The sequence below is a fragment of the Duganella rhizosphaerae genome (genome assembly GCF_040364205.1).
GTDB classification, from domain to species: domain Bacteria; phylum Pseudomonadota; class Gammaproteobacteria; order Burkholderiales; family Burkholderiaceae_D; genus Rugamonas; species Rugamonas rhizosphaerae.
Genome location: NZ_BPWK01000020.1, coordinates 1 through 21,426, shown reverse-complemented (window position 1 = coordinate 21,426; position 21,426 = coordinate 1). Strand labels below are relative to the sequence as shown.

Annotated in this window: 20 protein-coding genes and 1 riboswitch; of the genes, 11 read left to right on the top strand and 9 right to left on the bottom strand. The window is 66.1% G+C overall.

Annotated elements, in window-relative coordinates; genetic code table 11:
* Window positions 1-251: 251 nt before the first annotated feature.
* Window positions 252-2,249: an OPT family oligopeptide transporter gene (locus tag RUGAMON1_RS29175; RefSeq protein WP_445233799.1), complete on the bottom strand. Its 1,998-nt coding sequence runs from the start codon at window positions 2,247-2,249 to the stop codon at window positions 252-254.
* Window positions 2,250-2,381: 132 nt separating this feature from the next.
* Between RUGAMON1_RS29175 and ylqF the strand changes: the two genes are divergently transcribed.
* Complete coding sequence (gene ylqF, locus RUGAMON1_RS29170; protein WP_217940730.1) at window positions 2,382-3,332, top strand: ribosome biogenesis GTPase YlqF; 951 nt, start codon at window positions 2,382-2,384, stop codon at window positions 3,330-3,332.
* A gap of 81 nt (window positions 3,333-3,413) precedes the next feature.
* On the opposite strand, the gene RUGAMON1_RS29165 is transcribed toward ylqF, so the two are convergent.
* The gene (locus RUGAMON1_RS29165; RefSeq protein ID WP_445233798.1) at window positions 3,414-4,211 is read right to left on the bottom strand and encodes a DODA-type extradiol aromatic ring-opening family dioxygenase; all 798 of its coding nucleotides are present in this window, start codon (window positions 4,209-4,211) and stop codon (window positions 3,414-3,416) included.
* Window positions 4,212-4,322: 111 nt separating this feature from the next.
* A riboswitch (cobalamin riboswitch) is annotated at window positions 4,323-4,497 on the top strand.
* 66 nt (window positions 4,498-4,563) lie between these two features.
* Between RUGAMON1_RS29165 and RUGAMON1_RS29160 the strand changes: the two genes are divergently transcribed.
* From RUGAMON1_RS29160 to RUGAMON1_RS29135, 6 genes are all read left to right on the top strand, one after another.
* Window positions 4,564-6,555, top strand: coding sequence for a TonB-dependent receptor (locus RUGAMON1_RS29160; protein ID WP_445233797.1), 1,992 nt, complete (start codon window positions 4,564-4,566; stop codon window positions 6,553-6,555).
* The gene (locus tag RUGAMON1_RS29155) at window positions 6,555-7,451 is read left to right on the top strand and encodes a cobalamin-binding protein (RefSeq protein WP_445233796.1); all 897 of its coding nucleotides are present in this window, start codon (window positions 6,555-6,557) and stop codon (window positions 7,449-7,451) included. Before RUGAMON1_RS29160 ends, RUGAMON1_RS29155 begins: the two co-directional genes overlap by 1 nt.
* An 83-nt stretch (window positions 7,452-7,534) precedes the next feature.
* Window positions 7,535-8,200, top strand: a complete 666-nt coding sequence (locus tag RUGAMON1_RS29150) for a thiol:disulfide interchange protein DsbA/DsbL (RefSeq protein ID WP_445233795.1) — start codon at window positions 7,535-7,537, stop codon at window positions 8,198-8,200.
* A 9-nt stretch (window positions 8,201-8,209) separates the two neighbouring features.
* On the top strand, window positions 8,210-8,542 hold the full coding sequence (locus tag RUGAMON1_RS29145) for a hypothetical protein (RefSeq protein ID WP_217940723.1): 333 nt from the start codon (window positions 8,210-8,212) through the stop codon (window positions 8,540-8,542).
* 129 nt (window positions 8,543-8,671) lie between these two features.
* Window positions 8,672-9,418, top strand: a complete 747-nt coding sequence (locus RUGAMON1_RS29140) for an SDR family oxidoreductase (RefSeq protein ID WP_445233794.1) — start codon at window positions 8,672-8,674, stop codon at window positions 9,416-9,418.
* 113 nt (window positions 9,419-9,531) lie between these two features.
* Window positions 9,532-9,999, top strand: a complete 468-nt coding sequence (locus RUGAMON1_RS29135) for an ester cyclase (protein ID WP_445233793.1) — start codon at window positions 9,532-9,534, stop codon at window positions 9,997-9,999.
* A 5-nt stretch (window positions 10,000-10,004) separates the two neighbouring features.
* On the opposite strand, the gene RUGAMON1_RS29130 is transcribed toward RUGAMON1_RS29135, so the two are convergent.
* The 6 genes from RUGAMON1_RS29130 to RUGAMON1_RS29105 are packed head-to-tail and all read right to left on the bottom strand — an operon-like array spanning window position 10,005 to window position 15,577.
* Entirely contained in the window at window positions 10,005-10,865 is an 861-nt protein-coding gene (locus tag RUGAMON1_RS29130; protein ID WP_445233792.1) for an HlyD family secretion protein, read from the bottom strand.
* Between the two features lie 25 nt (window positions 10,866-10,890).
* Entirely contained in the window at window positions 10,891-11,091 is a 201-nt protein-coding gene (locus RUGAMON1_RS29125) for a DUF1656 domain-containing protein (RefSeq protein WP_116992902.1), read from the bottom strand.
* A complete protein-coding gene (locus RUGAMON1_RS29120; protein ID WP_445233791.1) occupies window positions 11,081-13,240 on the bottom strand; it encodes an FUSC family protein in 2,160 nt (719 codons plus the stop codon). Before RUGAMON1_RS29120 ends, RUGAMON1_RS29125 begins: the two co-directional genes overlap by 11 nt.
* A 14-nt stretch (window positions 13,241-13,254) precedes the next feature.
* Complete coding sequence (locus RUGAMON1_RS29115) at window positions 13,255-13,752, bottom strand: MarR family winged helix-turn-helix transcriptional regulator (RefSeq protein ID WP_116992904.1); 498 nt, start codon at window positions 13,750-13,752, stop codon at window positions 13,255-13,257.
* Window positions 13,753-13,802: 50 nt separating this feature from the next.
* A complete protein-coding gene (locus tag RUGAMON1_RS29110; RefSeq protein ID WP_445233790.1) occupies window positions 13,803-15,245 on the bottom strand; it encodes an efflux transporter outer membrane subunit in 1,443 nt (480 codons plus the stop codon).
* Between the two features lie 14 nt (window positions 15,246-15,259).
* Complete coding sequence (locus tag RUGAMON1_RS29105) at window positions 15,260-15,577, bottom strand: DUF4148 domain-containing protein (RefSeq protein ID WP_445233789.1); 318 nt, start codon at window positions 15,575-15,577, stop codon at window positions 15,260-15,262.
* A 165-nt stretch (window positions 15,578-15,742) separates the two neighbouring features.
* Between RUGAMON1_RS29105 and RUGAMON1_RS29100 the strand changes: the two genes are divergently transcribed.
* Window positions 15,743-16,066 carry a hypothetical protein gene (locus tag RUGAMON1_RS29100; protein ID WP_445233788.1) on the top strand — a complete coding sequence of 108 codons (324 nt, stop codon included), beginning with the start codon at window positions 15,743-15,745 and terminating at the stop codon, window positions 16,064-16,066.
* A 16-nt stretch (window positions 16,067-16,082) separates the two neighbouring features.
* Here the strand turns inward: RUGAMON1_RS29100 and mgrA are convergent, their stop codons facing one another.
* Window positions 16,083-17,120: an L-glyceraldehyde 3-phosphate reductase gene (gene mgrA, locus RUGAMON1_RS29095; RefSeq protein ID WP_445233787.1), complete on the bottom strand. Its 1,038-nt coding sequence runs from the start codon at window positions 17,118-17,120 to the stop codon at window positions 16,083-16,085.
* 181 nt (window positions 17,121-17,301) lie between these two features.
* Between mgrA and RUGAMON1_RS29090 the strand changes: the two genes are divergently transcribed.
* From RUGAMON1_RS29090 to RUGAMON1_RS29080, 3 genes are read left to right on the top strand one after another with little or no spacing between them, the layout of a single operon-like run.
* Window positions 17,302-19,785 carry an ABC transporter permease gene (locus RUGAMON1_RS29090; protein ID WP_445233786.1) on the top strand — a complete coding sequence of 828 codons (2,484 nt, stop codon included), beginning with the start codon at window positions 17,302-17,304 and terminating at the stop codon, window positions 19,783-19,785.
* An 8-nt stretch (window positions 19,786-19,793) separates the two neighbouring features.
* Entirely contained in the window at window positions 19,794-20,495 is a 702-nt protein-coding gene (locus RUGAMON1_RS29085) for an ABC transporter ATP-binding protein (protein ID WP_445233785.1), read from the top strand.
* A 13-nt stretch (window positions 20,496-20,508) separates the two neighbouring features.
* Entirely contained in the window at window positions 20,509-21,264 is a 756-nt protein-coding gene (locus tag RUGAMON1_RS29080) for a hypothetical protein (RefSeq protein WP_445233784.1), read from the top strand.
* Window positions 21,265-21,426 lie beyond the last annotated feature (162 nt).

The window sequence follows — 21,426 nt, the reverse complement described above, 5'->3', positions numbered from 1 at the left end:
CCTTGCGGCATTCATGCTCGTTTGCCTTGCGCGTTTGGTCTGGTTTTGTCTCGTTCTGTCTCGTAGGGGACGGTGCGCTGCACAAAGTAAGAACGAGTCAAAAAGAGACAGAACCAGAAACGCAAACCAGCACGATTGCCGCAAGGGTTGATTTTCGAACCCGGCGTCTATACTGCCGGCAAGGATTCCGGCCCTGAAATGAAAACGCCCTGCCGGGCGGCAGGGCGTTGGTGGTAACGCGGCTTGCTGAATCAGGCGGCGACGTTGCGGCCACTCTTGGCCGACCAGCGGTACAGACCCCACACCATGGCGATGCCGATGATCAGCGCGACGATCATGCCCTGCGCTTCGCTCAGCGAATTGGCGATGGCCAGCGGCTCGCCCTTGCCGGAGACGACGATCAACCCGGCCAGCGCGACGTTGAACAAGCTCTCGCCGACGATGAAGCCGGACATCACCAGCACGCCCAGGCGCTTGGCGGTGTCGCCGCCGACCTTGTGCTCCATCGCGCGGTCGAACAGGTAGCCGGCCACCGCGCCGATGCACACCGGCGTGATCACGGCGCTCGGCAGGTAGATCGCCAGGCCCACGCCCAGCGGCGGCAGCGAGTACTTGTCGTTGCTGGACTTCTTCAAGGCGAAGTTGATCGCCACCAGCAGCAGGCCGACCAGCGCGCCGTAGCCCAGCAGGTCCCAGCGCAGCTGGCCGCCGATGACGCCCTTGGCCAGCGTAGAAATCAGCAGCGCCTGCGGCGCGGCCAGCGGCTGGTCCGAGATCGAATTGAGGTTGGGCGCGCCGACGAAGCCGTTCGCATGGTTCAGCAGCTCCAGCACCGGCGGCACCACGCACGAACCGGCGACCACGCCGATCAGCAGGCCGACCTGCTGCTTCCACGGCGTGGCGTCGACCAGTTGGCCGGTCTTCAAGTCCTGCAGGTTGTCGTTGCCGATCACGGCCACGGCCAGCACCACGGTGGTGACGAACAGCGCGTAGGCGATCAGCGCCTGGGCTACTTCCGGACCCATGATGCTGCGGCCGACCATGCCCACGCTCAGCGCGGCGCCGAGGATGGTCAGGATGGCGATGCCGGACACCGGCGAATTGGAGGAGCCGATCAGGCCCGCCATGTAGCCGCAGACGGCGGCAGCGAACATGCCGGCGATCAGGATGTAGCCGATGCCGACCGCCACCAGCGGGAACGCCAGCGACGCCAGCGGGCCGCCTTGCAGGAAACTGGCCAGCAGCCAGCCGGCCGGCACCATCGACAGCAGCGTGACCAGGCCGACCACGAAGATCGGCAGGTCCTGCTCGGTGCGGTCTAAAACACCGCCATTGAGCTTGGCCTTGCGGGCCGAGTCCATCGCCGACTTCAGGCCGCCGAAGATAGGCTTGGCCAGGCCGGCCAGCGTGATGATCGCGGCCATGCCGATCACGCCGGCGCCCATCATGCGCACTTCCTTGGACCAGATGCCCAGCGCGTGGGCGCTGGCGTCGACGCCGGCGGCGGCCGGGCTCAGGGACGTCATCAACGGCACCATGATGCCCCAGGCGATGACCAGGCCGGCCAGCATCGCGATGCCGACCGTGATGCCCATCAGGTGGCCGGCGCCGATCAGGGCCAGCGAGCTCGATGCGCCGATGCCGGTGGCGCCTGCATTGGCCCCAACCCCGGTGCGGAAGTAGATCGACACTTCGCCGGCCATCAGCTTGACGGCGGCGAATGCGGCGAAGGCGGCGGAAGCGACGCTGCCCCAGATCACGGCCCACAGGCCGGCCTTGCCTTCGGCGGCGCCGGCGCGCGAGGCCATGCCGACCTTGAGCACTTCAGCGGCGGCCACGCCTTCGGGATAGGGCAGGTCGGACTGCGACACCAGCGCGCGGCGCAGCGGCATGGTGTACATCACGCCCAGCACGCCGCCGATGGCGCAGGCGCCGAAGGTCGGCCAGAACGGCACCTTGGCCCACCAGCCTATCATCAGCAGGCCAGGCAGCACGAAGATCACCGACGCCAGCGTGCCGGCGGCCGAGGCGATGGTCTGGACGATGTTGTTTTCCTGGATGGTGGCATCCTTGAAGGCGCTCAGCAGCGCCATCGAGATGACGGCCGCCGGGATCGAGGTGGCGAAGGTCAGGCCCACTTTGAGCCCGAGGTAGACCTGAGCCGCCGTGAAGACCAGCGTAATCAGTATGCCCAGGATAATCCCGCGTACGGTGATTTCCTTGGGGTTGGACGGTGCAGCTATGCTCATCTTCAGCACTCCGGTGGAGAATAATGTTATTTATATGGTCAGAAAAAGGGAAAAGCGCCTCATGATATCCGAAGTCCAGGCGAGCCAGCAGGTAAAATAGCGGATTGTCAGAACGATTTTGAAGGTCAGAGCATGTCGATACAATGGTACCCAGGGCACATGAACGCCGCCAAGAAAAAGGCGGCCGAGCAGATGGAGAACACCGATCTGGTGATCGAGGTGGTCGACGCGCGCCTGCCCGAGGCCAGCACCAATCCGATGGTGGAGGAGCTGCGCAAGTTCCGCCAGCGTCCGTGCCTGAAGATCCTCAACAAGATCGACCTGGCCGATCCGGCCGCCACGGCGGCCTGGGTGGCCTACTACAACGCCCAGGAAGGCGTGACCGCGTTCGCGATGACCACCAAGAAGCCGGCCGACGTCACCCGCGTGCCGGAGCTGGCCAAGCAGCTGGCGCCGCACCGCGGCGTGCCGACCAAGCCGCTGCGTATCATGATCATGGGGATACCCAACGTCGGCAAGTCGACGCTGATGAACGCGCTGCTCAAGCGCAAGGTGGCCAAGGTCGGCGACGAGCCGGCGGTGACCAAGCAGCAGCAGAAGCTTTACCTGGACAAGAACACCATCCTGGTCGACACGCCGGGCATGCTGTGGCCGAAGATCGCGCTGCCGAGCGACGGCTTGATGCTGGCGGCCAGCCACGCGATCGGCTCGAACGCGCTGATCGAAGAGGAGGTGGCGGTGTTCCTGGCCGACGAGATGCTGAAGTACTACCCGCAGCTGCTGGTGGCGCGCTACGGCTTCAAGGATATCGAGAGCTTCGACGGCATCGCCGTGGTGGAGGGGGTGGCGGCCAAGCGCGGCTTCCGCCAGAAGGGCGGCGACCTCGATTTCGAAAAAGCCTCGCACACCTTCCTGGGCGACTACCGCAGCGGCATCCTGGGCCGCATCTCGCTGGAGACGCCGGCCAGCCGTAAGGGGCGGCTGGAAGTGCACGATGCCGAGATGGCGGTCAAGAACGCCGAGAAAGCCGCCATCGCCGCCGCCAAGGCCGAAGCCTACGCCAACGGCAAGCGCGGTACTTAGCACCCAACCCGCAGAGCCGGGCAGGGGTCGGACCCCGTACGGGGTCCGACCCCGCGTCCGCATTGCGGGGTGGCAGCCCGACTAGCCGAAGCGGAAGCTGGTCACGGCCAGCGATCCCATGAATGCATCCTCGTGGTAGGGGACGGCCGCCGCGTCGTTCTCCGCCGCGCCCAGCGCCACCATCAGCGGCAGCAAATGCTCTTCACGCGGATGCGCCATGCGCGCGGCCGGCGCCTGCTCCCATTCCAATAAGCGCGCCGTGCGTTGCTGCGGCGGCAACGCCATCGTCGCGCGCAGCCAGCCGTCGAAGGCGTGCGAGGCAGCCGCGCCCTGCGCGTTGAAGGCGCGCAGGTTGTGGTAACTCAGCCCGCTGCCGACGATCAGCACACCCTGCTCGCGCAAGGGGGCCAGCAAACGGCCCACCTCCAGATGCGTCAACGGATCGAGGCCGCGCTTGAGCGACAGCTGCACGATGGGCACGTCCGCATTCGGATAGATCGGATACATGGCGCTGAAGGTGCCGTGGTCGAAACCGCGCTGCGCGTCCAGCTGCGCCGGGAAGCCGCCCGCGTCCAGCAGCTGCTTGACCTGAGCCGCCAGCTCCGGCGAACCCGGCGCGCTGTACTGCACCTCGTAGGTGTGCGGCGGGAAGCCCCCATAGTCATAGATCATCGGTGGTTTGACCGACGACGACAGCGTGAAATCACGCTCCTCCCAATGCGCGGTAATCACCAGCACCGCCTTCGGCGTCACGCCGAGCTGGCGCGGGATGTCGCGCAGCGACGCGTCCAGCTGGCCGTACAGATGGCCCACCTGGTCCATCATGAACGGCCACGGGCCGCCGCCGTGGGACAGGAAATAGCTAGGCAATGCATTCATGGAAAAACTCCGGTTTGAGTATGACCTCACTATAAGGACGGAGGCCGTTGCAATCAATGCACGAAATGTAGATAGGTCCTATCTAAAAAGTGAATGATCCGGGGCGCGCGCGTATAATGCCGGGGTTCTGGTGCTTGCCCATGTGCTCACATGCGCAGTTAAACGGGAAACACAAGGCCGCCCGCGCCCACGGCGCGACGGCCAAGGTGTGCTGCCCCCGCAACGGTAACGCGAGGCTACCTTCAGCCTTGCCAGCCCGGATATCGGCCAGACAGGGGGAAGCCCGCGTGGCTTCCGTACACTTCCAGCCTGCGGGGACGCAGGCGGATGTCTCTTTTGAAAATGACCTGACATGCAATCCTCCGCCTTCCAACCGCGCCTGCTGGCCGCCGCCGTCTCCCTGTGCTTTGCCGCCGCCGTTCCCGCCGCCGCACAGATCTCCGAGGCGCTCGCGCCCATCGTCATCACCGGCTCGCGCTTCGACGCCTACGCGGCGCTGACGCCGATCGGCGCCGTCGTCATCACGGCCGAAGACATCCAGCGCGCCGGCGCCAACGACGTCAACACCGCCATCCGCAAGGTGGGCGGCGTGTACGGCCGCCAGAGCCTGGACGGCAGCCCGGACTTCAGCCTGGACCTGCGCGGCTTCGGCAGCAACAGCAGCCAGAATATGGTGATCGTGCTGGATGGCGTGCGCCTGTCGGAAAATGAACTGAGCAACGCCATCCTGTCGACCATCCCGATCGACACCGTGGAGCACATCGAAATCACGCGCGGCGGCGCCAGCGTGTTGTACGGCGACGGCGCCACGGGCGGCGTGATCAACATCGTCACCAAGCGCCCGGAAAAGAACAGCCGCCGCGGCAGCGTGTTCGTCGAGGGCGGCCAGTTCCGCGCCGGCGAAGCGCGCGTCTCCGGCTTCCAGGCCTGGGACGGCTTCGCCGCCGACGCCACGCTCGACACCCAGCGCACCGACAACTACCGCGACAACAATGAATTCAAGCAGACCCACTTCAGCGGCGGCGCGCAATGGTTCGACAACGCCGGCCGCGCCGGCTTCCGCTATGAAGGCGCGCGCCAGGATATGCGCTTCGCCGGCGCGCTGACAGAAGACCAATACAAGGCCAATCCGCGCCAGTCCACCACGTCGAACGACAACGGCAAACTCGATAACGACCGTTTCACCGCCTTCGGCCAGCGCCGCATCGGCGCCTACGAGCTGGCGGCCGACCTGTCGTACCGCAAGAAGACGGCGGCAGCAACTTACTACGATCGCCTCGGCCCATCGACTACCACCTACGACAGCAAGCAGACCCAGTTCTCGCCGCGCGTGCGCCGCTTGGGCAAGATCGGCGGCATGCTGAACGAAATGGTGGCCGGCTTCGACTGGACCGTCTGGAACCGTACCGCCACCACCAGCCGTTTATATTCGGCGGCCGACGCCACCCAGCACTCGAAAGCGCTGTACCTGCGCGACGAACTGCGTTTCGACGCCGCCCATGAAGGCCGCGTCTCGGCCGGCGTACGCCGCGAGATCTTCAACAAGGACGCCGTCGATCCGCTGAACACCTTCGGCCCCAACGCCTACAAATTGGCGCAAGGTCTGAACGCCTGGGAGCTGCAAGCGAGCTACATGCCGGTCGCCCACCTGACCGTCTACGGCAAGGCCGGCCAGAGCTATCGCGTCGCCAACGCCGATGAAAACGGCTACACCGTCGACACCAACACGGTGTTGCTGATGCCGCAGCAGTCGCATGACCTGGAGCTGGGCGTCAGCTACGGCAGCGCCGCGCAGAAAATCACCGGCCGCGTGTTCCGCCACAACCTGACCAACGAGATATTCTTCGATCCGACACTTAACTTCGGCTACGGCGCCAACACCAACCTGGCGCCGACCCGCCGCCAAGGCTTCGAGATCGACGCCGAGCAGCGCATCAACGCCGCCTGGAACCTGACCGCCCACTATCAGCACGTGGACGCCAAGTTCACCGACGGCGTCAACAACGGCAAGGAGATGGTGCTGGTGCCGAAGAACACCCTGACCGCGCGCCTGAGCTGGACCCTGGCAAGCGGCCACACCGCCGATATCGGCGCGCAGTGGGTGGACAGCCAGCGCAACGGCGGTGACTTCGACAACAAGTGCCCGGCGCAGATCCCTTCCTACACCACGCTGGACGCGCGCTACGCCCGCAAGCTTGGCCAGTGGGAGTTCGCGGTGTCGGGCCTGAACCTGAGCGACAAGCGCTACTTCTCGCAAGCCTTCAGCTGCGACAAGGGCATCCAGGGCGGCATCTACACCGCCGACGGCCGCCAGCTGAAACTCTCGGCCCGCTACCAGTTCTGATGCGCGCCATGACCACGACCGCTCGCCAGGCCTCGCCGCTGGTGCTGGCGCTGGCCTGCACGGCGGCCTGCGCGCAGGCTGTCACCGTGCAGGACGACGCCGGCAACAGCGTCGCCGTCGCCAAGCCGGCGCAGCGCGTCATCTCGATGGCGCCGCACATCACCGAGCTGCTGTTCGCGGCCGGCGGCGGCGAGCGCGTGGTCGGCGTGATGAACTACAGCGACTACCCGGAAGCGGCCAAGCGCATCCCGCAGGTCGGCAGCAACGCCACCATCGACATGGAGCACGTGCTGGCGCTGCGCCCGGACCTGCTGGTGGTGTGGAAGAGCGGGAACACCGCGCCCCAGCTGGAGCAGTTGAAAAGCCTGGGCATCCCGATTTTCTACAGCGATCCGCAAAAGCTGGACCAGGTGGCCACCAGCCTGACCCGCCTGGGCCGGCTGATGGGCACCGAAGCCGCCGCGCAGAAGGCCGCGCAGGACTATCGCCAGAAGATCGCCAAACTCTCGGCCACCTACGCGCAACGGCCGACGGTACGGGTGTTCTACCAGATCTGGGAAAAGCCGATCTTCACCCTCAGCGGTGAGCACATCGTCAGCGACGCGATCCGCGTCTGCGGCGGCCAGAACGTGTTCGCCGCGCTGAAGGTGCCGGCGCCCACCGTCAGCACCGAGGCGGTATTGCAGCAAAACCCGGAAGCCATCTTCGGCGGCGACCAGCACGACGCCGAATCCGGCGTCAATATCTGGAAGCAGTACAAGGGCATGCTGGCGGTCCAGCGCGGCAACCTGTTCACGCTGGACGGCGAGCAACTGGTGCGCGCCACGCCGCGCATCGCCGACGGCGTCGCCGCGCTGTGCGAGCGGCTGGAGACGGCGCGCCGGCGCCGGCCCTGAGGTTTAACGCCGGCCTAATTTGCACATCGTGGAAAAGGTGGTAATCTCGCGGCGTTCGCCACTTACCTTGATGAAGGACTGTTATGCGTTTCCTGAGTTTGCTGCGCCCCCTGATTGCCACCGCCGCCTTCATGGCCGCCGCCGCCGGCGCCCATGCCGCCGATTTCAAGAACGGCGTTGATTTCAATACGCTGGACGCGGCCAGCCGTCCGGACACCGGCAAGAAGGTCGAGGTGCTGGAAGTGTTCATGTACCACTGCCCGCATTGCAACGCGCTCGAGACGCCGCTGGCGGGCTGGGTCAAGAAGCAGGGCGACAAGATCGTGTTCCGCCGCATGCACCTGGGCGAGGATGCGCAAGCCAAGGCCTTCTTCACGCTGGAAGCGATGAACGCGCTGGGCAACGGCCTGCACGAAAAGTTCTTCCACGCCGTCCACGTCGAGCACAACCGCCTCAATACCGACCAGTCCATCCTGGACTTCGTCGTCAAGAATGGCGTCGACAAGGCCAAATATCTGGAATTTTTCAATTCGTTCGCGGTCCAAACGAAGATGAAACGTGGCGTGCAAGTGGCAAACCAGTATAAACTCGACAGTGCCCCGGCCCTGGTGATCGATGGTCACTATACGACCTCGCCGGCAATCGCCGGCCACGGCCTGGCGACGGTCCCGGAGGCGCACGCCGCCATGTTTGCGGTGATGGATAGCCTGGTTGCCAAGTCGGCGCAGGAACGCGCCGCCAAGAAGTAAGGAAAAAACATGAAAGAGATCAGCGATGAACGCAAGGCGGCCGAAGGCGAAGTCATGAAGATTTACAAGGAATCTTCACCGGTTATCGAAACCCTGTTCGAGTGGGCCTACATCAACCACGTGGCATGGAGCCTGGCGGTGCTGGCGCTGGGCTTCATCGTCTGGCTGCTGATCGCGTTGAGCAATGCCGAGAACCAGCGCAACGCGCTGATGACCAAGCAGTGCGCCGATCCCGTCTTCAAGGGAGAGCTCGACAAGAAGTGCCTGCGCACCGTGCATTCGCGCGAGCACTGGTGGGAGCATGTCGGCTACGCGCTGACCCACGTCAGCCCGGAAAAATAAGCATGGCACCAGCCCGCAGCAGCGGGCTTTTTTACCCCGCAAGGCCGGGCGGGGTCGGACCCCGTACGGGGTCCGACCCCTAAGTGGAGCGCAAGCATATCGCTGGCGCATGCGGGGGGGAGGTAAGCGATGAAACAAGTGATACTGGTGACCGGCAGCAGCCGGGGCATAGGCGCGGCGACCGCGCTGATGGCGAGCCGCCGCGGTTATGCGGTGTGCATCAACTACCTGCGCGACGCGCAGGCGGCCGCCCAGCTGCGCGCGCAGATCGTGGCCGAGGGCGGCGAGGCGATCGCCGTGCAGGCCGACGTCAGCGTGGAGGCCGACGTGCAGCGCCTGTTCGAGACCATCGACGAGGAACTGGGGCCGCTGACGGCGCTGGTCAACAACGTCGGCATATTGGAGCAGCAATGCCGCCTGACCGAGATGTCGGTGGAGCGCCTGCAGCGGGTGTTCACCACCAATGTGATCAGCTACTTCCTGTGCTGCAAAGAGGCGGTCAAGCGCATGTCGACCGCCGACGGCGGGCAGGGCGGCGGCATCGTCAACCTGTCGTCCGGCGCGGCCCGGCATGGGGCGCCGAATGTCTACATCGACTACGCGTCGTCCAAGGGCGCGATCGACGTGATGACGCTGGGCCTGTCGAAGGAAGTGGCGGCCGAAGGCATCCGCGTCAACTGCGTCCGCCCGGGCATGATTTACACCGAAATCCACGCCAGCGGCGGCGACCCTGGCCGCGTGGCGCGGCTGGAAGCTAACGTGCCGATGCTGCGCGGCGGCCAGCCGGAGGAAATCGCCGAGACGATCTTGTGGCTGCTCAGCCCACAATCGTCCTATGTCAGCGGCGCCATCATCGACGCCGCCGGCGCGCGCTAGCCGGCGCGGCGATTTTCAAACGCCGCAAGCAGGTGTTTCAACGGCCAGCCCACTTCTCGCGGAGAGGCGGCTGGCGCACAATCCGGGCATCCAAACAACGTAAGGACTCGCCCATGAAACGCTCGATTCTGCTGGCCGGCTTGCTGCTGGCCGGCGCCGCCAACGCCGACGATCTCACCGTTCAAGCGGCCCGCCGCTACGCCGCCTTCTGGAACACCGGCGATCCGGCGCTGGCCAGACAGGCCCTGTCGCCCGATTTCATGGACCGCACCTTGCCGGCGGGCCGCGAGCAGGGCGTCAACGGCCCGCTTCAGGCATCAAAAGGCTTTCGCACCGCCGTCCCCGATCTGAAGGCGGAAATCACCGACATGGTCGTCGACGGCGACCGCGTCGCCGTGCACCTGCATTTCAGCGGCCACTTCACCGGCACTTTCGGCGCAACGCAAGGCAAGGGCCAGTCCATAGACTTCCAGGCCTTCGACCTGTATCGCGTGGCCGACGGCCGCATCGCCGAGAACTGGCACCTGGAAGACAACCTGACCCTGTTGCAGCAGATGGGCATCGTGCCAGCCTCGCCTTGATCCCCTTAGCTGTGGATCACCACCGTGCAGGTGGTGCCGGCCACCAGTTCCAGTCCCTTCGGTTGCTGGTCGATATGGATGCGCACCGGCACCCGCTGCGCCAGGCGCACCCAGTTGAAGGTCGGGTTGACGTCGGCCAGCAGTTCGCGGCCGGTGTTGGCGTCGCGGTCGGTGATGCCGTGGGCGATGCTCTCGATATGGCCTTGCAGCTGGGCCGCGCCGCTCATCAGGTGTACTTCGACGGCGTCGTTCACCTTCAGCAGCGGCAGCTTGGTCTCTTCGAAATAGCCGACCACGTAGAACGAGGCGCTGTTGATCATCGCCAGCTTGGCCGCACCGACGGCGGCGAAGTCGCCGGCGTGCACGTTCAGGTTGGTGACGTAGCCGGTCACGGGCGCGCGCACCACCGTGCGTTCCAGGTTCAGCTCCGCCAGGCTGCGCGCCGCCAGCGCCGCCTGGTACTGCGCCGCCGCCGTGCCGACCGCGAATTCCGCCGTCTCCTTGCTCTCGGCCGAGATGATGGAGTTGTCCAGCCCCGCGCGGCGACTGGCTTCCTTGCTGCGCCGGCCTTTCTCCACCTGCTGCGACGCCAGCACGGCGTTGGCCTGCACCAGCGCGCTCTGGTAGCGGGCCTTGTCGACCACGAACAGCACCTCGCCCTGCCTGACCAGCTGGTTATCGCGCACCATCACGTCGGTGACGGTGCCGGCGACGTCGGCGCTGATGGTGACCACGTCGGCCTTGATGCGGCCGTCGCGGGTCCAGGCCGACTCCATGTAGTGGTCCCAGGCCGAACGCCCCATCCACAGGGCGGCGGCCAGCAGCAGCATGGTCAGGGAAAAGCGGAAGATTTTGGATGCACTCACGGCGGGCTTTCTGATTGAGTTGAATTTATTTGTACAGCGTGACCAGCAGGGCGCTGAAGATGCAGACGAACAGGCACAGACGCACCAGCGCCGGATGCCAGCTGCGGCGGTAGGCGCCGAGGTGGCTCAAGGCGCTGTCGAGCGCGACCTGCAGCACCAGGCTGACGAGGAACAGCGGCAGCACGCCGGGCAGCAGTACGCCGAAAAAGTCGATCTCACGCGGCATGGCCGGTTACTCCTGTAGTGATCTGGTCCAGCAGGGACGTGTAAATGGAATGCAGGTCGGTCAGCGCGGTGTGCAGGCGCAGCTGGCGTTCCGGCGTGGCCGAGGGCAGGGCGGCGCGCACGCTGGCGCCGGCGTCCAGTATCGACTGCAGCGCCGTCTCGCCGCTGGCGCGCGCCGGCGCCCGCAGGTAGGCGGCCAGCTGGCGCACCACCAGTTTCAGCGCCACCGGCACCGGGCCTGGCTGCGAACTGGCGATCAGCTGGCGCAGTTCGATCACGGCGTGGCCCAGCTCCAGCAAGGTCAGGCCCTGGCGCACCACGGCGCGCGCGGCTTCGTTGGGCGCCGGGCCGGAGGCGGCGTTCAGTTGGCTGAGCAGGTCGCGCACGCGGTTGTCGAAGCGCCGCTTCAGCCGGTACAGCGACGCAGTGCACGCGCCTTGCGCCTCGCGCCACAGGGCGGCGGCCACGTGGTCCTTCTGGCCCATCGTGTGTTCCGGCAGGACCACCTTGAACATCAGGTAGGCCACCGCCACGCCCATCGTCAGCGACAGTTCGCTGCTCATGAAGCCCTCGACGTCGTAGTGCATCAAGTTGGTCGGCACCACCAGCGTGGCGCAGAACATGCAGATGCCGATGCCCACGCCGGCCCAGCGCGGGCTGGTCATCAGATAGCTGCCCAGCACGAAGATCGGCAGCGCGGCGACGATCAGCGTCGGAAAGTCGTTGGCGCGGGCGACCAGGAAGAATTCGGTGGCGAAGGCCAGCGGCGTGGCCACCAGGAAGCCGATCAGCACCTGCTGCACCAGCGCCGTCGGCCGCGGCGACGACGAGGCCAGCGCGCAGAAAATGGTCGCCATCAAAATGGCGTTGCCGAGAAACGGCCAGGCCAGCCAGTACCACGCGCCGGCCGTCAGCAGCAGCGTGACGCCGGCGCGGAAGCCGCTGGCGACGATGATGGCCGGCGGTGTCTTCGGCGTGTAGGCGCCGGGATCGCTGACCTGCTGCCGCTTCTCCTGCGCCAGGCCGTGATAGAGCGCGGCGAAGGCCTCCATGTCGCGCACGTAGCGCTCCAGCAGTTCCACCGCCGTGTCGAAGTCGATCTGCTGCGCGCGTTCGAGTGGCGCGGTCTTTGTCCCTGCTGCCGCCGCCAGTTGCGCGCGGGCGGCGGCGATGTCGCCTGCCAGGCCGGCGCGCATCTGTTCCATGCGTGCCGCCGTCAGCTCGTCGCCCATGGCCTGCGCCAGGTGGGCGTGCATCGGCTCGACCAGCGCCAGCACCGGCTGCGCGTGCGCCGGCGCCGCGCCGCGCAGGCGGTGGATCAGGCGGTGCAGCGTATAGAAGGTGGTCAGCACCGTCATGAAGGCGGCGTTGAAGGCATGCAGCTGGCGTGTGTGCGAACGCGGGTGGTCGGCCTCGAAGAAGGCGGCGGCGCGGCCCGATTCCAGCGCGGCGATGTCGGCGGCGAACTTCAGGTGGCTGAGTTCCGTCTCGGCCGGCGTCAGGCGCTGCTCCAGCACCTGCGTGCAGAAGGTGATGAAGCTGGCGTAGCGCGCCTGCACGGTGCGCATCACCGTGCGCGAGTGGCGGCGCGGGAACACCACGTCGTGCACCACGGCGGCGCAGATGATGCCCAGCCCGACCTCGGTCACCCGGGTGATGGCCAGCGTGAACACGCGGTCCGGCGCGTCGATGGCGGGGACGGCGATCATGCAGGCGGTGTAGCCGGCCAGGACGAAGCTGTACGATTGCTGGTTGCGGTGCATGGCGGCGCCGCCGGTGCACAGGGCGATCCACACCGCCACGCCGATGAACAGCAGCGGCGGCGATTGCGGGAACAGCGCCACCAGCAGCAGCGATGCCGAGCAGCCGACCAGCGTGCCGAGAAAACGGTAGAAAGCCTTTTCCAGCACCATGCCGCTGCTGGGCAGGGCCAGGATCACGGTGGTGGCGAGGGCGGTGTAGGGGGCGTCGAGGCCGAGGCGGAAGGCCAGCCACAGCGCGGAGAAGGACGCCAGCATGGTCTTGGCGACGAACACCCAGCGCTCGCCCTCGGTGTTGAACCAGCCGGCGGTTTGCGCCGCCAGCCAGCGCAGCGCTCCCCTTGCCGCGCTTGGGTCCTGGAGGGGAGTGGCGGCTTGGGGAGGGTTCATGGCGTCAGTTCAGGCTATGTCAATGCTTCGAGATTGTCCAGCTGCCTTTTCAGCAGCGCTTCAAGTACTTTAACTTCTTCGGCGGTGTAGCCGTCGTAGGCGCGGGTGGTGGTCGCCCAGACTTCCGGCAGCACCTTGGCGGCCAGTTCGCGGCCGGCGTCGGTCAGCGTGATCATCACGCAGCGACGGTCGCCGGGGCGGTTGCCGCGCGAGATCAGGCCCTGCGATTCCAGGTCGTTGCACACCCGCGTCAGGTTGGCCGGCTTTTCCATGCAGGCCTCGCCCAGCGTGGACGCCGTCGAGGTCTCGTCGTCCGAGCCGTACAGCACGGCCAGCACCATGTAGCTGGCGTCGACCAGCTCATATTTGCGCAGCGCCGCGTTGCTCAGGTCTTTCATCCGTTTTTGGATGTGGTAAGTCATGCGCAAGACGCGCATCAAATCCTCGGGGAACTCCGGCATTCGGGCATGGATGTTTTTCAGGCGTTTTTTAGTCGCTTCAAAACTGCTCATTGCCTGCTCCTCATACGTTTTTCAAAGGCTTTGATTGTACTATCTAAGCATCATGGCAATTCCAGTTTTATGCCGCCACCGAGCGCGGTCATCAACAATGTGTAGTTATCTAGTTGTTTGCTAGCCACTTGCGCCATCTGCTGTTCCTCGTTCAATAGCGTCAGCTGGGCGTTGATCACGTTCAGCGCGTCGGTCATGCCGGCGCGGTAGGCGCGTTCGGCCAGCTCCTGCTGTCGGCGGGCCGAGGCCAGGGCGCGCTGCGCCAGCTTGTCCTGCTGCCGAACCGACTCGATGCGCACCACCGCGTTGGCCACGTCGGCCATGGCCTGCACCACGGCGGCGTTGTACTGCTCGACCGCGCCGTCATAAAGCGCGGTCTGGTTGCCGAGTTGACTGCGCAGTCGGCCGCCTTCGAAGATCGGCAGGCTGATGGCCGGCGTCACGCCGCGCATCGACGAGTTACTGTCCAAAAAATGCGTGAACCCCAGCGACTGGAAGCCGACAAAGGCCGCCAGGTTGATGTTCGGGTAAAAATCGGCCTTGGCGCCGGCGATGCGCGCGCCGGCCGCTTCGATCCGCCAGCGCTGGGCCGCGATGTCGGGCCGGTGGCCGACCAGTTCCGCCGGCAGCGAGGCCGGCACCGCATCGCCATGGCCGGCATCGAGGGCCAGCATCGGCCGGGCGATCGCATCGCCGTCGCCCGGTCCTTTGCCGATCAGTGCCGCCAGCTGGTTGCGCAGCAGGGCGATCGACTCGCCGATCTGCTCATGCTCGCGCCGTCCGGCCGGCAGCGTGGTTTCTATGCTCGCGACTTCGAGCTCGCTGGCCAAGCCTGCGGCCCGGCGCTTGCGCGTGATCTCCAGGATGCGCTGGCGCTGCGCCAGGTTCTGCGCCACGCTGTCCTGCAGCGTGTATTCCAGCGACAGCTGGATGTAGCTGCGCACGATGGCCGATTCCAGCGTCAGCCGGGCCATCTGCGATTCGGCCGACGCCATGTGCACCTCGTCCAGCGCGGCGGCCAGCGCGTCGCGGTTGCGGCCCCACAGATCGAGGTCGTAGGAGCCGGACAGCGCGGCCGTGTTCTTCCACGCGTAGTTGCCGGCCAATGGAGCGGGCACGGTGCTGTGCGCGGAATACAGTTCGCGGTCGGCGCTGGCGGAGGCGGTCACCTGCGGCAGCGTGCCGGCCTTGGCGACACCGGCCAGCGACTCGGCCTGGCGCACGCGCGCCTGGGTGGCGCGCAGCGTCGGGTTGTCGGCCAGCGCGGCGGCCACCAGTTGGTTCAGCTGCGCGTCATGCAGCGCTTGCCACCATTGCTGCTCCGGCCAAGCGACAGTGGCGCTGGCGGCGGCGATGGCTTTGCCGGGATTCAGTTCGGCCGGTTTCAGCGCGACTGCCTGCGGCTTGATCTTGCCCATGTCGGCGCAACCGGCCAGCACCGCCAGCACGCAGGCTGCGAGGGCGAAGGACTGGACGGCGCGTGGCGATTTCACGGGGCAGTTTCCGATTACTTGACGTTGTGCTTCTTGGTCTGGGCGACATCCATGTCGGCTTCGGTCTCGATCAGCGTGCCGTTCTTGCGCGCTTCGAGGAACTCGGCCTGCACTTGGGCGCGGGTCAGGCCGGCCGGTTGGGCTTTGGTGGCGGTGGCCAGCGCGCCGTTGGCGACGGCGGTTTGCGCGGCGGCGGTGGCGGCGGAGGTGGAAGTGGCCGCAGCCGGCGCGGTGGTCTGCGCAAACGCACTGGTGACGGTGGTGGCTGCGGCGGCGATGGCAAATGCGGCGGTGGCGGCGGCGGTGATCAGGTTTTTAGTCGTGATGCTCATGGTGCTCTCCTTGGGTTGGCTGCGGTATGAGTTAACTATAGAGATGAATAATACATTTGTAAAGTAAAAAATTCCTATTAGTACGATAGTTTTTATGCGCGGACGCGCACGGAACGGCCACGGCGACGGTGGTCAAATAGAAGTTTTCACAGGGAGGAGCAGATCATGTCTGACAGTACCTTGGACCCGGACAACATACCGGTAGGCACCGACCGCTCGCTGGGGCGCGGCCATGGAACGCGGGCGCTCGGTCCCAGCGACAATTCCGACAGCGGCAGCGACGTCCCCGGCGAGCCGGACACCGGCCTCGATAGCGACACCGACGCCGAAGGCACCGGCGAGCGCGCCAGCGTGGACGTTGAATCGCTGCCGCCCGATACCGACATCGGCTTCGATCACATCGAGACGATACCGGTGGTGGACGGCGCCTTCCACGAAGGCGCGCCGGACGAACGCCCGGAGCGGCGCGACTGGTCGCGGACTAACTAGGCCTTATTAGCTGGCCTCATTTGTGGCTCGACGAGCCGGCCCACAGATTGATGGCGCCTTCCTTGGCCAGCACATCGATGTCGGCCAGCTCTTTTGCGCTGAAGGCCAGGTTCTGCAAGGCCGCCACGTTCTCGCGGATCTGCGCGCTGCTGCTGGCGCCGATCAGCGTGGACGTGACGCGCGGATCGCGCAGCACCCAGGCCAGCGCCATCTGCGCCAGCGTCTGGCCGCGCGCCTTGGCGATCTCGTTCAGGCCGCGCACGCGTTCGAGGTTTTCATCGCTCAGGTGCGCCTTCTGCAAGGAGCCGCCGCCGGGGCGGTTCACGCGCGAGTCCTCCGGAATGCCGTTCAGGTATTTGTCGCTCAGGATGCCCTGCGCCAGCGCGGTGAAGGTGATGCAGCCCATGCCCTGCGCGGCCAGCGTGTCGAGCAGGTCTTCCTCGATCCAGCGGTTGAGCATATTGTAGGACGGCTGGTGGATCAGGCACGGCACCTTCCATTCGGCCAGCAGGCGCGCCGCCTCGGCGGTCTTTTCCGCCGAATACGACGACACGCCGACATACAGCGCCTTGCCCTGCTGGACCGAGTGCGCCAGCGCGCCCATGGTCTCTTCCAGTGGCGTGTCCGGGTCGAAGCGGTGCGAGTAGAAGATGTCGACGTAGTCGAGGCCCATGCGTTGCAGGCTTTGATCCAGGCTGGCCAGCACATACTTGCGCGAACCGCCGCCCTGGCCGTAAGGACCCGGCCACATATCCCAGCCGGCCTTGGTGGAGATGATCAGCTCGTCGCGGTAGGGTGTGAAATCCTTCTGGTACAGCTGGCCGAAATTGGTTTCGGCCGAGCCGTACGGCGGGCCGTAGTTGTTGGCCAGGTCGAAGTGGGTGATGCCCAGGTCGAAGGCGGTGCGCAGCATGTCGCGTTGCGAGGCGAGCGTGCTGACGTCGCCGAAATTGTGCCACAGCCCGAGCGACATCAGCGGCAGTTGCAGGCCGCTGCGGCCGCAGCGGCGGTACTGCATGGCGTCGTAGCGGTGCGGCGAAGCGTGGTAGGTCATGGTTGGGGTACTCCAGGATTGAACAGGGTATCTGCGATTATAGGCATGTCGGCCGGATTGCGCCGTGCAATCCAGCCGTCCGTTCTTGCAAACCGTCGCGGCGTATGGCGTTTCGTCGCATTCCGGCGGCTTGCCTGGTCAAGGTTGGGCATGCTGCGGTTTTTATATCGGACGCGGCGAGATGTTCAGACTATCGTTTTCCATGATGCTGCGCGACTGGCGCGCGGGCGAGTTGCGGTTTTTGCTGGCGGCGCTGATGCTGTCGGTGGCGGCGCTGTCGTCGGTGAACTTCTTCACCGCGCGCATGGGCGCCGGCATCGCGCGCAACGCCAGCCAGGTGCTGGCCGCCGACCTGGTGCTCGCGTCCGACCAGCCCTTGCCCGCCGACGTGCGCGCCGAGGCGCAGCGGCGCGGCCTGAGGAGTGCGGACACGGTCGCCATGCTGAACATGGCCCTCGCCGGCCGGGACGAGCAGGGCGTGTCGATGCTGGTCGCGCTGAAGAGCGTCAGCGATGCCTATCCCTTGCGCGGCCACCTGAAGCTGCGCCGCGACGGCCAGCCGGACGCGGTGGCCGCGGCCATTCCCGCGCCGGGCACCGTGTGGGTGGATGCGACGCTGGTGGCTGCGCTGAACCTGCGCACCGGCTCCACGCTGCGCATCGGCGACCGTAGCCTGACGGTGGCCGGAGTGATCGCCTCGGAGCCCGATGCCGCCGCATCCTTCGTGACGCTGGCGCCGCGCGCCATGATCTCCAGCGCCGACCTGATGTCCACCAATTTGCTGCAACAGCACGCCATCGCCACGTACCGCCTGCTGCTGGCGGGCGAGCCGGCGCAGGTGGCGGGCTTCGAACAATGGCTCAAGGCGCGCATCGCGGCCGCGCCCAAGCAGGGCATCGAAATCAGCTCGCTCGCATCGATGGGCAAGGACAGCCAGTCCATGCAGGACCAGGTGCGGCAATTCCTGTCGCTGGTCAGCCTGTTGTCCGCGCTGCTGGCCGGGATCGCGGTGGCGATGGCTGCCGGCCGCTTCATGCAGCGCCACCTCGACGCCTGCGCCGTGCTGCGCTGCCTGGGCCAGACGCAGGCGCAGCAGACGCGCATGTATCTGCTGGAGTTCCTGATGCTGGGCGTGGCCGGCAGCATGGCCGGCGTGCTGCTGGGATTCGGCTGCCACTTCGTGCTGCTGGAGTGGCTGGGCAAGCTGGTCGACGCCGACCTGCCGCCGCCCGGCTGGCAGCCGGCGCTGCAAGGGCTGGCGTCGGGACTGGTGCTGCTGCTTGGCTTCGCGCTGCCGCCGCTGCTCCAGCTGCGCAATGTGTCGCAAGTGCGCCTGCTGCGCCGCGAGCAAGAGGCGCCGCAGGCGCGCACCGTCGTCGCCTATGCGCTGGGCGCCGCCGCCTTCACCGCCTTGCTGGTGTGGCAGACCGACGATGTCATGCTCGGCCTGATGGCGGCCGTCGGCTTCGCATCGTGCGGGTTCGTCTTCGGACTGGTGGCGTGGCTGGGTGTGAGTTCGCTCCAGCGTTTGCGTCGCCTGTTCAATCATCCCGCCTGGCGCTTCGCCATCACCGACATGCGCCGCCGTCCGGCGGCCAGCGTGACGCAGATCGTCGCGCTGGCGCTGGGCCTGACCGCCTTGCTGCTGCTGATGGTGGTGCGCGGCGACCTGCTGGCGGCATGGCATCAGGCCACGCCGGACGGCGCGCCGAATCACTACGTCATCAACATCCAGCCGGACCAGCAGCAGGAGCTGGCGGAGCGTCTGAAGCCATACGGCCAGCCGCCAATGCATGTGCTGAGCCGTGGACGGCTGATCGGCATTAACGGCAAGCCCGCCAAGTCGGACGATCCGCGCGCGAAGGAGCTGGTCGAGCGCGAGCTCGAAATCGAGCAGGCCGACCAGCTGCGGGCGCCCAACACCATCACCGCAGGCCGCTGGTACGACGGCGCTGCGGCGGAAGTGTCGGTGGACCATGGCATCGCCGAGATCCTCGGCATCAAACTGGGCGACAGCCTGACCTTCGACGTGGCCGGCGAAACGCTGGAGGTCAAGGCCACCAGCCTGCGCAAGATCGACTGGCGCGCGCACCAGGTGGGCGCTGCGTTTGAAGTGGCGCCCAGGTTGATGGCCGGCATGCCGATGACATTGGCGACCACGGTGCATGTGCCGGCCAACGACCGGCGCTTCGCCTACCTGCTGGCGCGCGACTATCCGAACCTGAGCGTGTTCGATATCAGCGCCTTCATCCAGCGCATGCAGGATACGCTGGCGCAGGTCAGCGCGGCGGTGGAATTCTTGTTCGGGTTCACGCTGATATCGGGATTGCTGGTACTGTACGCTGCGATGGCGGGATCGCTGGATGCGCGCAAGCGCCAGGCGGCCCTGCTGCGCGCGCTGGGCGCCACGCGCAGGCAGTTGTCGCAGGCCCAATGGATCGAGCATCTGCTGACCGGCGCCCTGGCGGGCTTGTTGGCGGCCGGCGGCGCAACGGCCGCCAGCTGGGCGCTGGCGCGCTTCAGCTTTCACTTGGAATGGCAATGGTCGCCGCTGTTGTGGATAGCCGGCCTGGCCGCCGGTGCGCTGTGCGCACTGTTGGGCGGTTGGGCGGGTCTGCGCGGTGTGCTGAACCAGCCGCCATTACTCAGTCTTCGGGAAACTTAGGAGTATCAATGACGAATATGAATCTCGCCGCCAGCCTGCTGCGGCCTGCGATTGCGGTAAAAAACCTGTGCAAGCGGGTGGCCGACGCCACCGGCGAACTGACCATCCTGCATGACATCGACCTGACGGTGCAAGCCGGGGAGACGCTGGCCATCGTCGGCGCGTCCGGCTCCGGCAAGTCGACGCTGCTGGGCATACTGGCGGGGCTGGACTTGCCGACCAGCGGCACGGTGGAGCTGGAAAACACCGACATCTTCCAGCTCACCGAAGACGGCCGCGCCGTGTTCCGACAGCAGAACGTGGGCTTCGTGTTCCAGTCGTTCCAGCTGCTGCCGCATCTGACGGCACTGGAAAACGTCATGCTGCCGCTGGAGTTGCGCGGCGAAGGGCAGGCCAGCGAGAAGGCGAAGGCGATGCTTGAGCGAGTGGGCTTGTCGGCCCGTTTGCGGCACTATCCCAAGTACATGTCCGGCGGCGAGCAGCAGCGGGTAGCGCTGGCGCGCGCCTTCGTCTGCGAGCCGCCGCTGCTGTTGGCCGACGAGCCGACCGGCGCGCTCGATGCGGCCACCGGCGCGGCGGTGATCGAGTTGATGTTCGCGCTCAATCGCGAGCGCGGCTCGACGCTGGTGATGGTTACCCACGATTTATCGGTGGCCGCGCGTTGCGGCCGTACCGTTACGATGACTGCGGGCCGCTTGGGCCACGCGTGAGAAAGAGGACTGAATGCGCTTGCTAAACCTGATGTTGACTCCCGTGCTGGCGCTGGCCGGCGCTGCCGCCCATGCCGACGGCCTGGCCGATCTGAAGGCCGCGCTGGAGCGTTTGCAGGAACCGGTGCCGTTGAAGGCTACACTGGATTCGAGCGTGTGGCGCCGCAACGGCGAAGGCAAGGATGCGGACGAAACCAGCGGCCAGGCGGTTGTCGCCATCGAGGATGGCCAGCGCGGCATGCAGCTCAGCTACAGCCGCGAGATGCTGGCCAAGCTCGATGCCGAGGCGATGAACGTGGCCCGCAACCCCAACGCCAAGACGCCGACGCTGAACGCCGCCCGCGAATTCAGCCCGACCGACCTGCGGCCGATGATCTCGGCGGCCAGCAGCCTGTCGCACATGCTGGAGAAGACGAGCTTTTTGGCCGAGAAGGCCGACGTCTACCAGGGCAAGCCGGCGCGCATGCTGACCTTCGCACAGGGCATCGACGCGCTGGCTGACCGCGATCGCAAATACGTCAAGGAATTCGACGGCCGCCTGAACGTGTGGATCGCTGCCGACGGCACGCCGCTGGCCAGCCGCATCACGCAGAACGTCTACGGCCGCGCCTTCATCGTCGTCACCTTCGAGGCGAAGAACGAAGAGTCCAGCGTCTACGCGCTGGCCGGCAACCGGTTGGTGTCGATCCGCAAGGAGAGCCGCAACACCGCCTCCGGCGCCGGCGAGAAGAGCGACTTCAAGACTGTCAAAACCCTGCAGCTACAATAAAAAAAACGGGGTCAGGTCTGACATTCGGACACGAGCTCTGCCGTAACGGCATGTTACGGCAGAGCTCGTGTCCGAATGTCAGACCTCGTATATTGAGCATACCGCATCTCCATCGGATAATAAGGACGTAGGTGCGGTCAGGCGGAGTGACGCTGATCAGAC

Excerpts from the sequence above, each read along its gene's own strand:
- RUGAMON1_RS29155 (WP_445233796.1), top strand. The coding sequence starts at position 6,555 with ATGCGCGCCATGACCACGACCGCTCGCCAGGCCTCGCCGCTGGTGCTG.
- RUGAMON1_RS29085 (WP_445233785.1), top strand. The coding sequence starts at position 19,794 with ATGACGAATATGAATCTCGCCGCCAGCCTGCTGCGGCCTGCGATTGCG.
- RUGAMON1_RS29135 (WP_445233793.1), top strand. The coding sequence starts at position 9,532 with ATGAAACGCTCGATTCTGCTGGCCGGCTTGCTGCTGGCCGGCGCCGCC.
- RUGAMON1_RS29090 (WP_445233786.1), top strand. The coding sequence starts at position 17,302 with ATGTTCAGACTATCGTTTTCCATGATGCTGCGCGACTGGCGCGCGGGC.
- RUGAMON1_RS29105 (WP_445233789.1), bottom strand. The coding sequence starts at position 15,577 with ATGAGCATCACGACTAAAAACCTGATCACCGCCGCCGCCACCGCCGCA.
- mgrA (WP_445233787.1), bottom strand. The coding sequence starts at position 17,120 with ATGACCTACCACGCTTCGCCGCACCGCTACGACGCCATGCAGTACCGC.
- RUGAMON1_RS29100 (WP_445233788.1), top strand. The coding sequence starts at position 15,743 with ATGTCTGACAGTACCTTGGACCCGGACAACATACCGGTAGGCACCGAC.
- ylqF (WP_217940730.1), top strand. The coding sequence starts at position 2,382 with ATGTCGATACAATGGTACCCAGGGCACATGAACGCCGCCAAGAAAAAG.
- RUGAMON1_RS29150 (WP_445233795.1), top strand. The coding sequence starts at position 7,535 with ATGCGTTTCCTGAGTTTGCTGCGCCCCCTGATTGCCACCGCCGCCTTC.
- RUGAMON1_RS29145 (WP_217940723.1), top strand. The coding sequence starts at position 8,210 with ATGAAAGAGATCAGCGATGAACGCAAGGCGGCCGAAGGCGAAGTCATG.
- RUGAMON1_RS29080 (WP_445233784.1), top strand. The coding sequence starts at position 20,509 with ATGCGCTTGCTAAACCTGATGTTGACTCCCGTGCTGGCGCTGGCCGGC.
- RUGAMON1_RS29175 (WP_445233799.1), bottom strand. The coding sequence starts at position 2,249 with ATGAGCATAGCTGCACCGTCCAACCCCAAGGAAATCACCGTACGCGGG.
- RUGAMON1_RS29140 (WP_445233794.1), top strand. The coding sequence starts at position 8,672 with ATGAAACAAGTGATACTGGTGACCGGCAGCAGCCGGGGCATAGGCGCG.
- RUGAMON1_RS29115 (WP_116992904.1), bottom strand. The coding sequence starts at position 13,752 with ATGAGCAGTTTTGAAGCGACTAAAAAACGCCTGAAAAACATCCATGCC.
- RUGAMON1_RS29120 (WP_445233791.1), bottom strand. The coding sequence starts at position 13,240 with ATGAACCCTCCCCAAGCCGCCACTCCCCTCCAGGACCCAAGCGCGGCA.
- RUGAMON1_RS29165 (WP_445233798.1), bottom strand. The coding sequence starts at position 4,211 with ATGAATGCATTGCCTAGCTATTTCCTGTCCCACGGCGGCGGCCCGTGG.
- RUGAMON1_RS29160 (WP_445233797.1), top strand. The coding sequence starts at position 4,564 with ATGCAATCCTCCGCCTTCCAACCGCGCCTGCTGGCCGCCGCCGTCTCC.
- RUGAMON1_RS29125 (WP_116992902.1), bottom strand. The coding sequence starts at position 11,091 with ATGCCGCGTGAGATCGACTTTTTCGGCGTACTGCTGCCCGGCGTGCTG.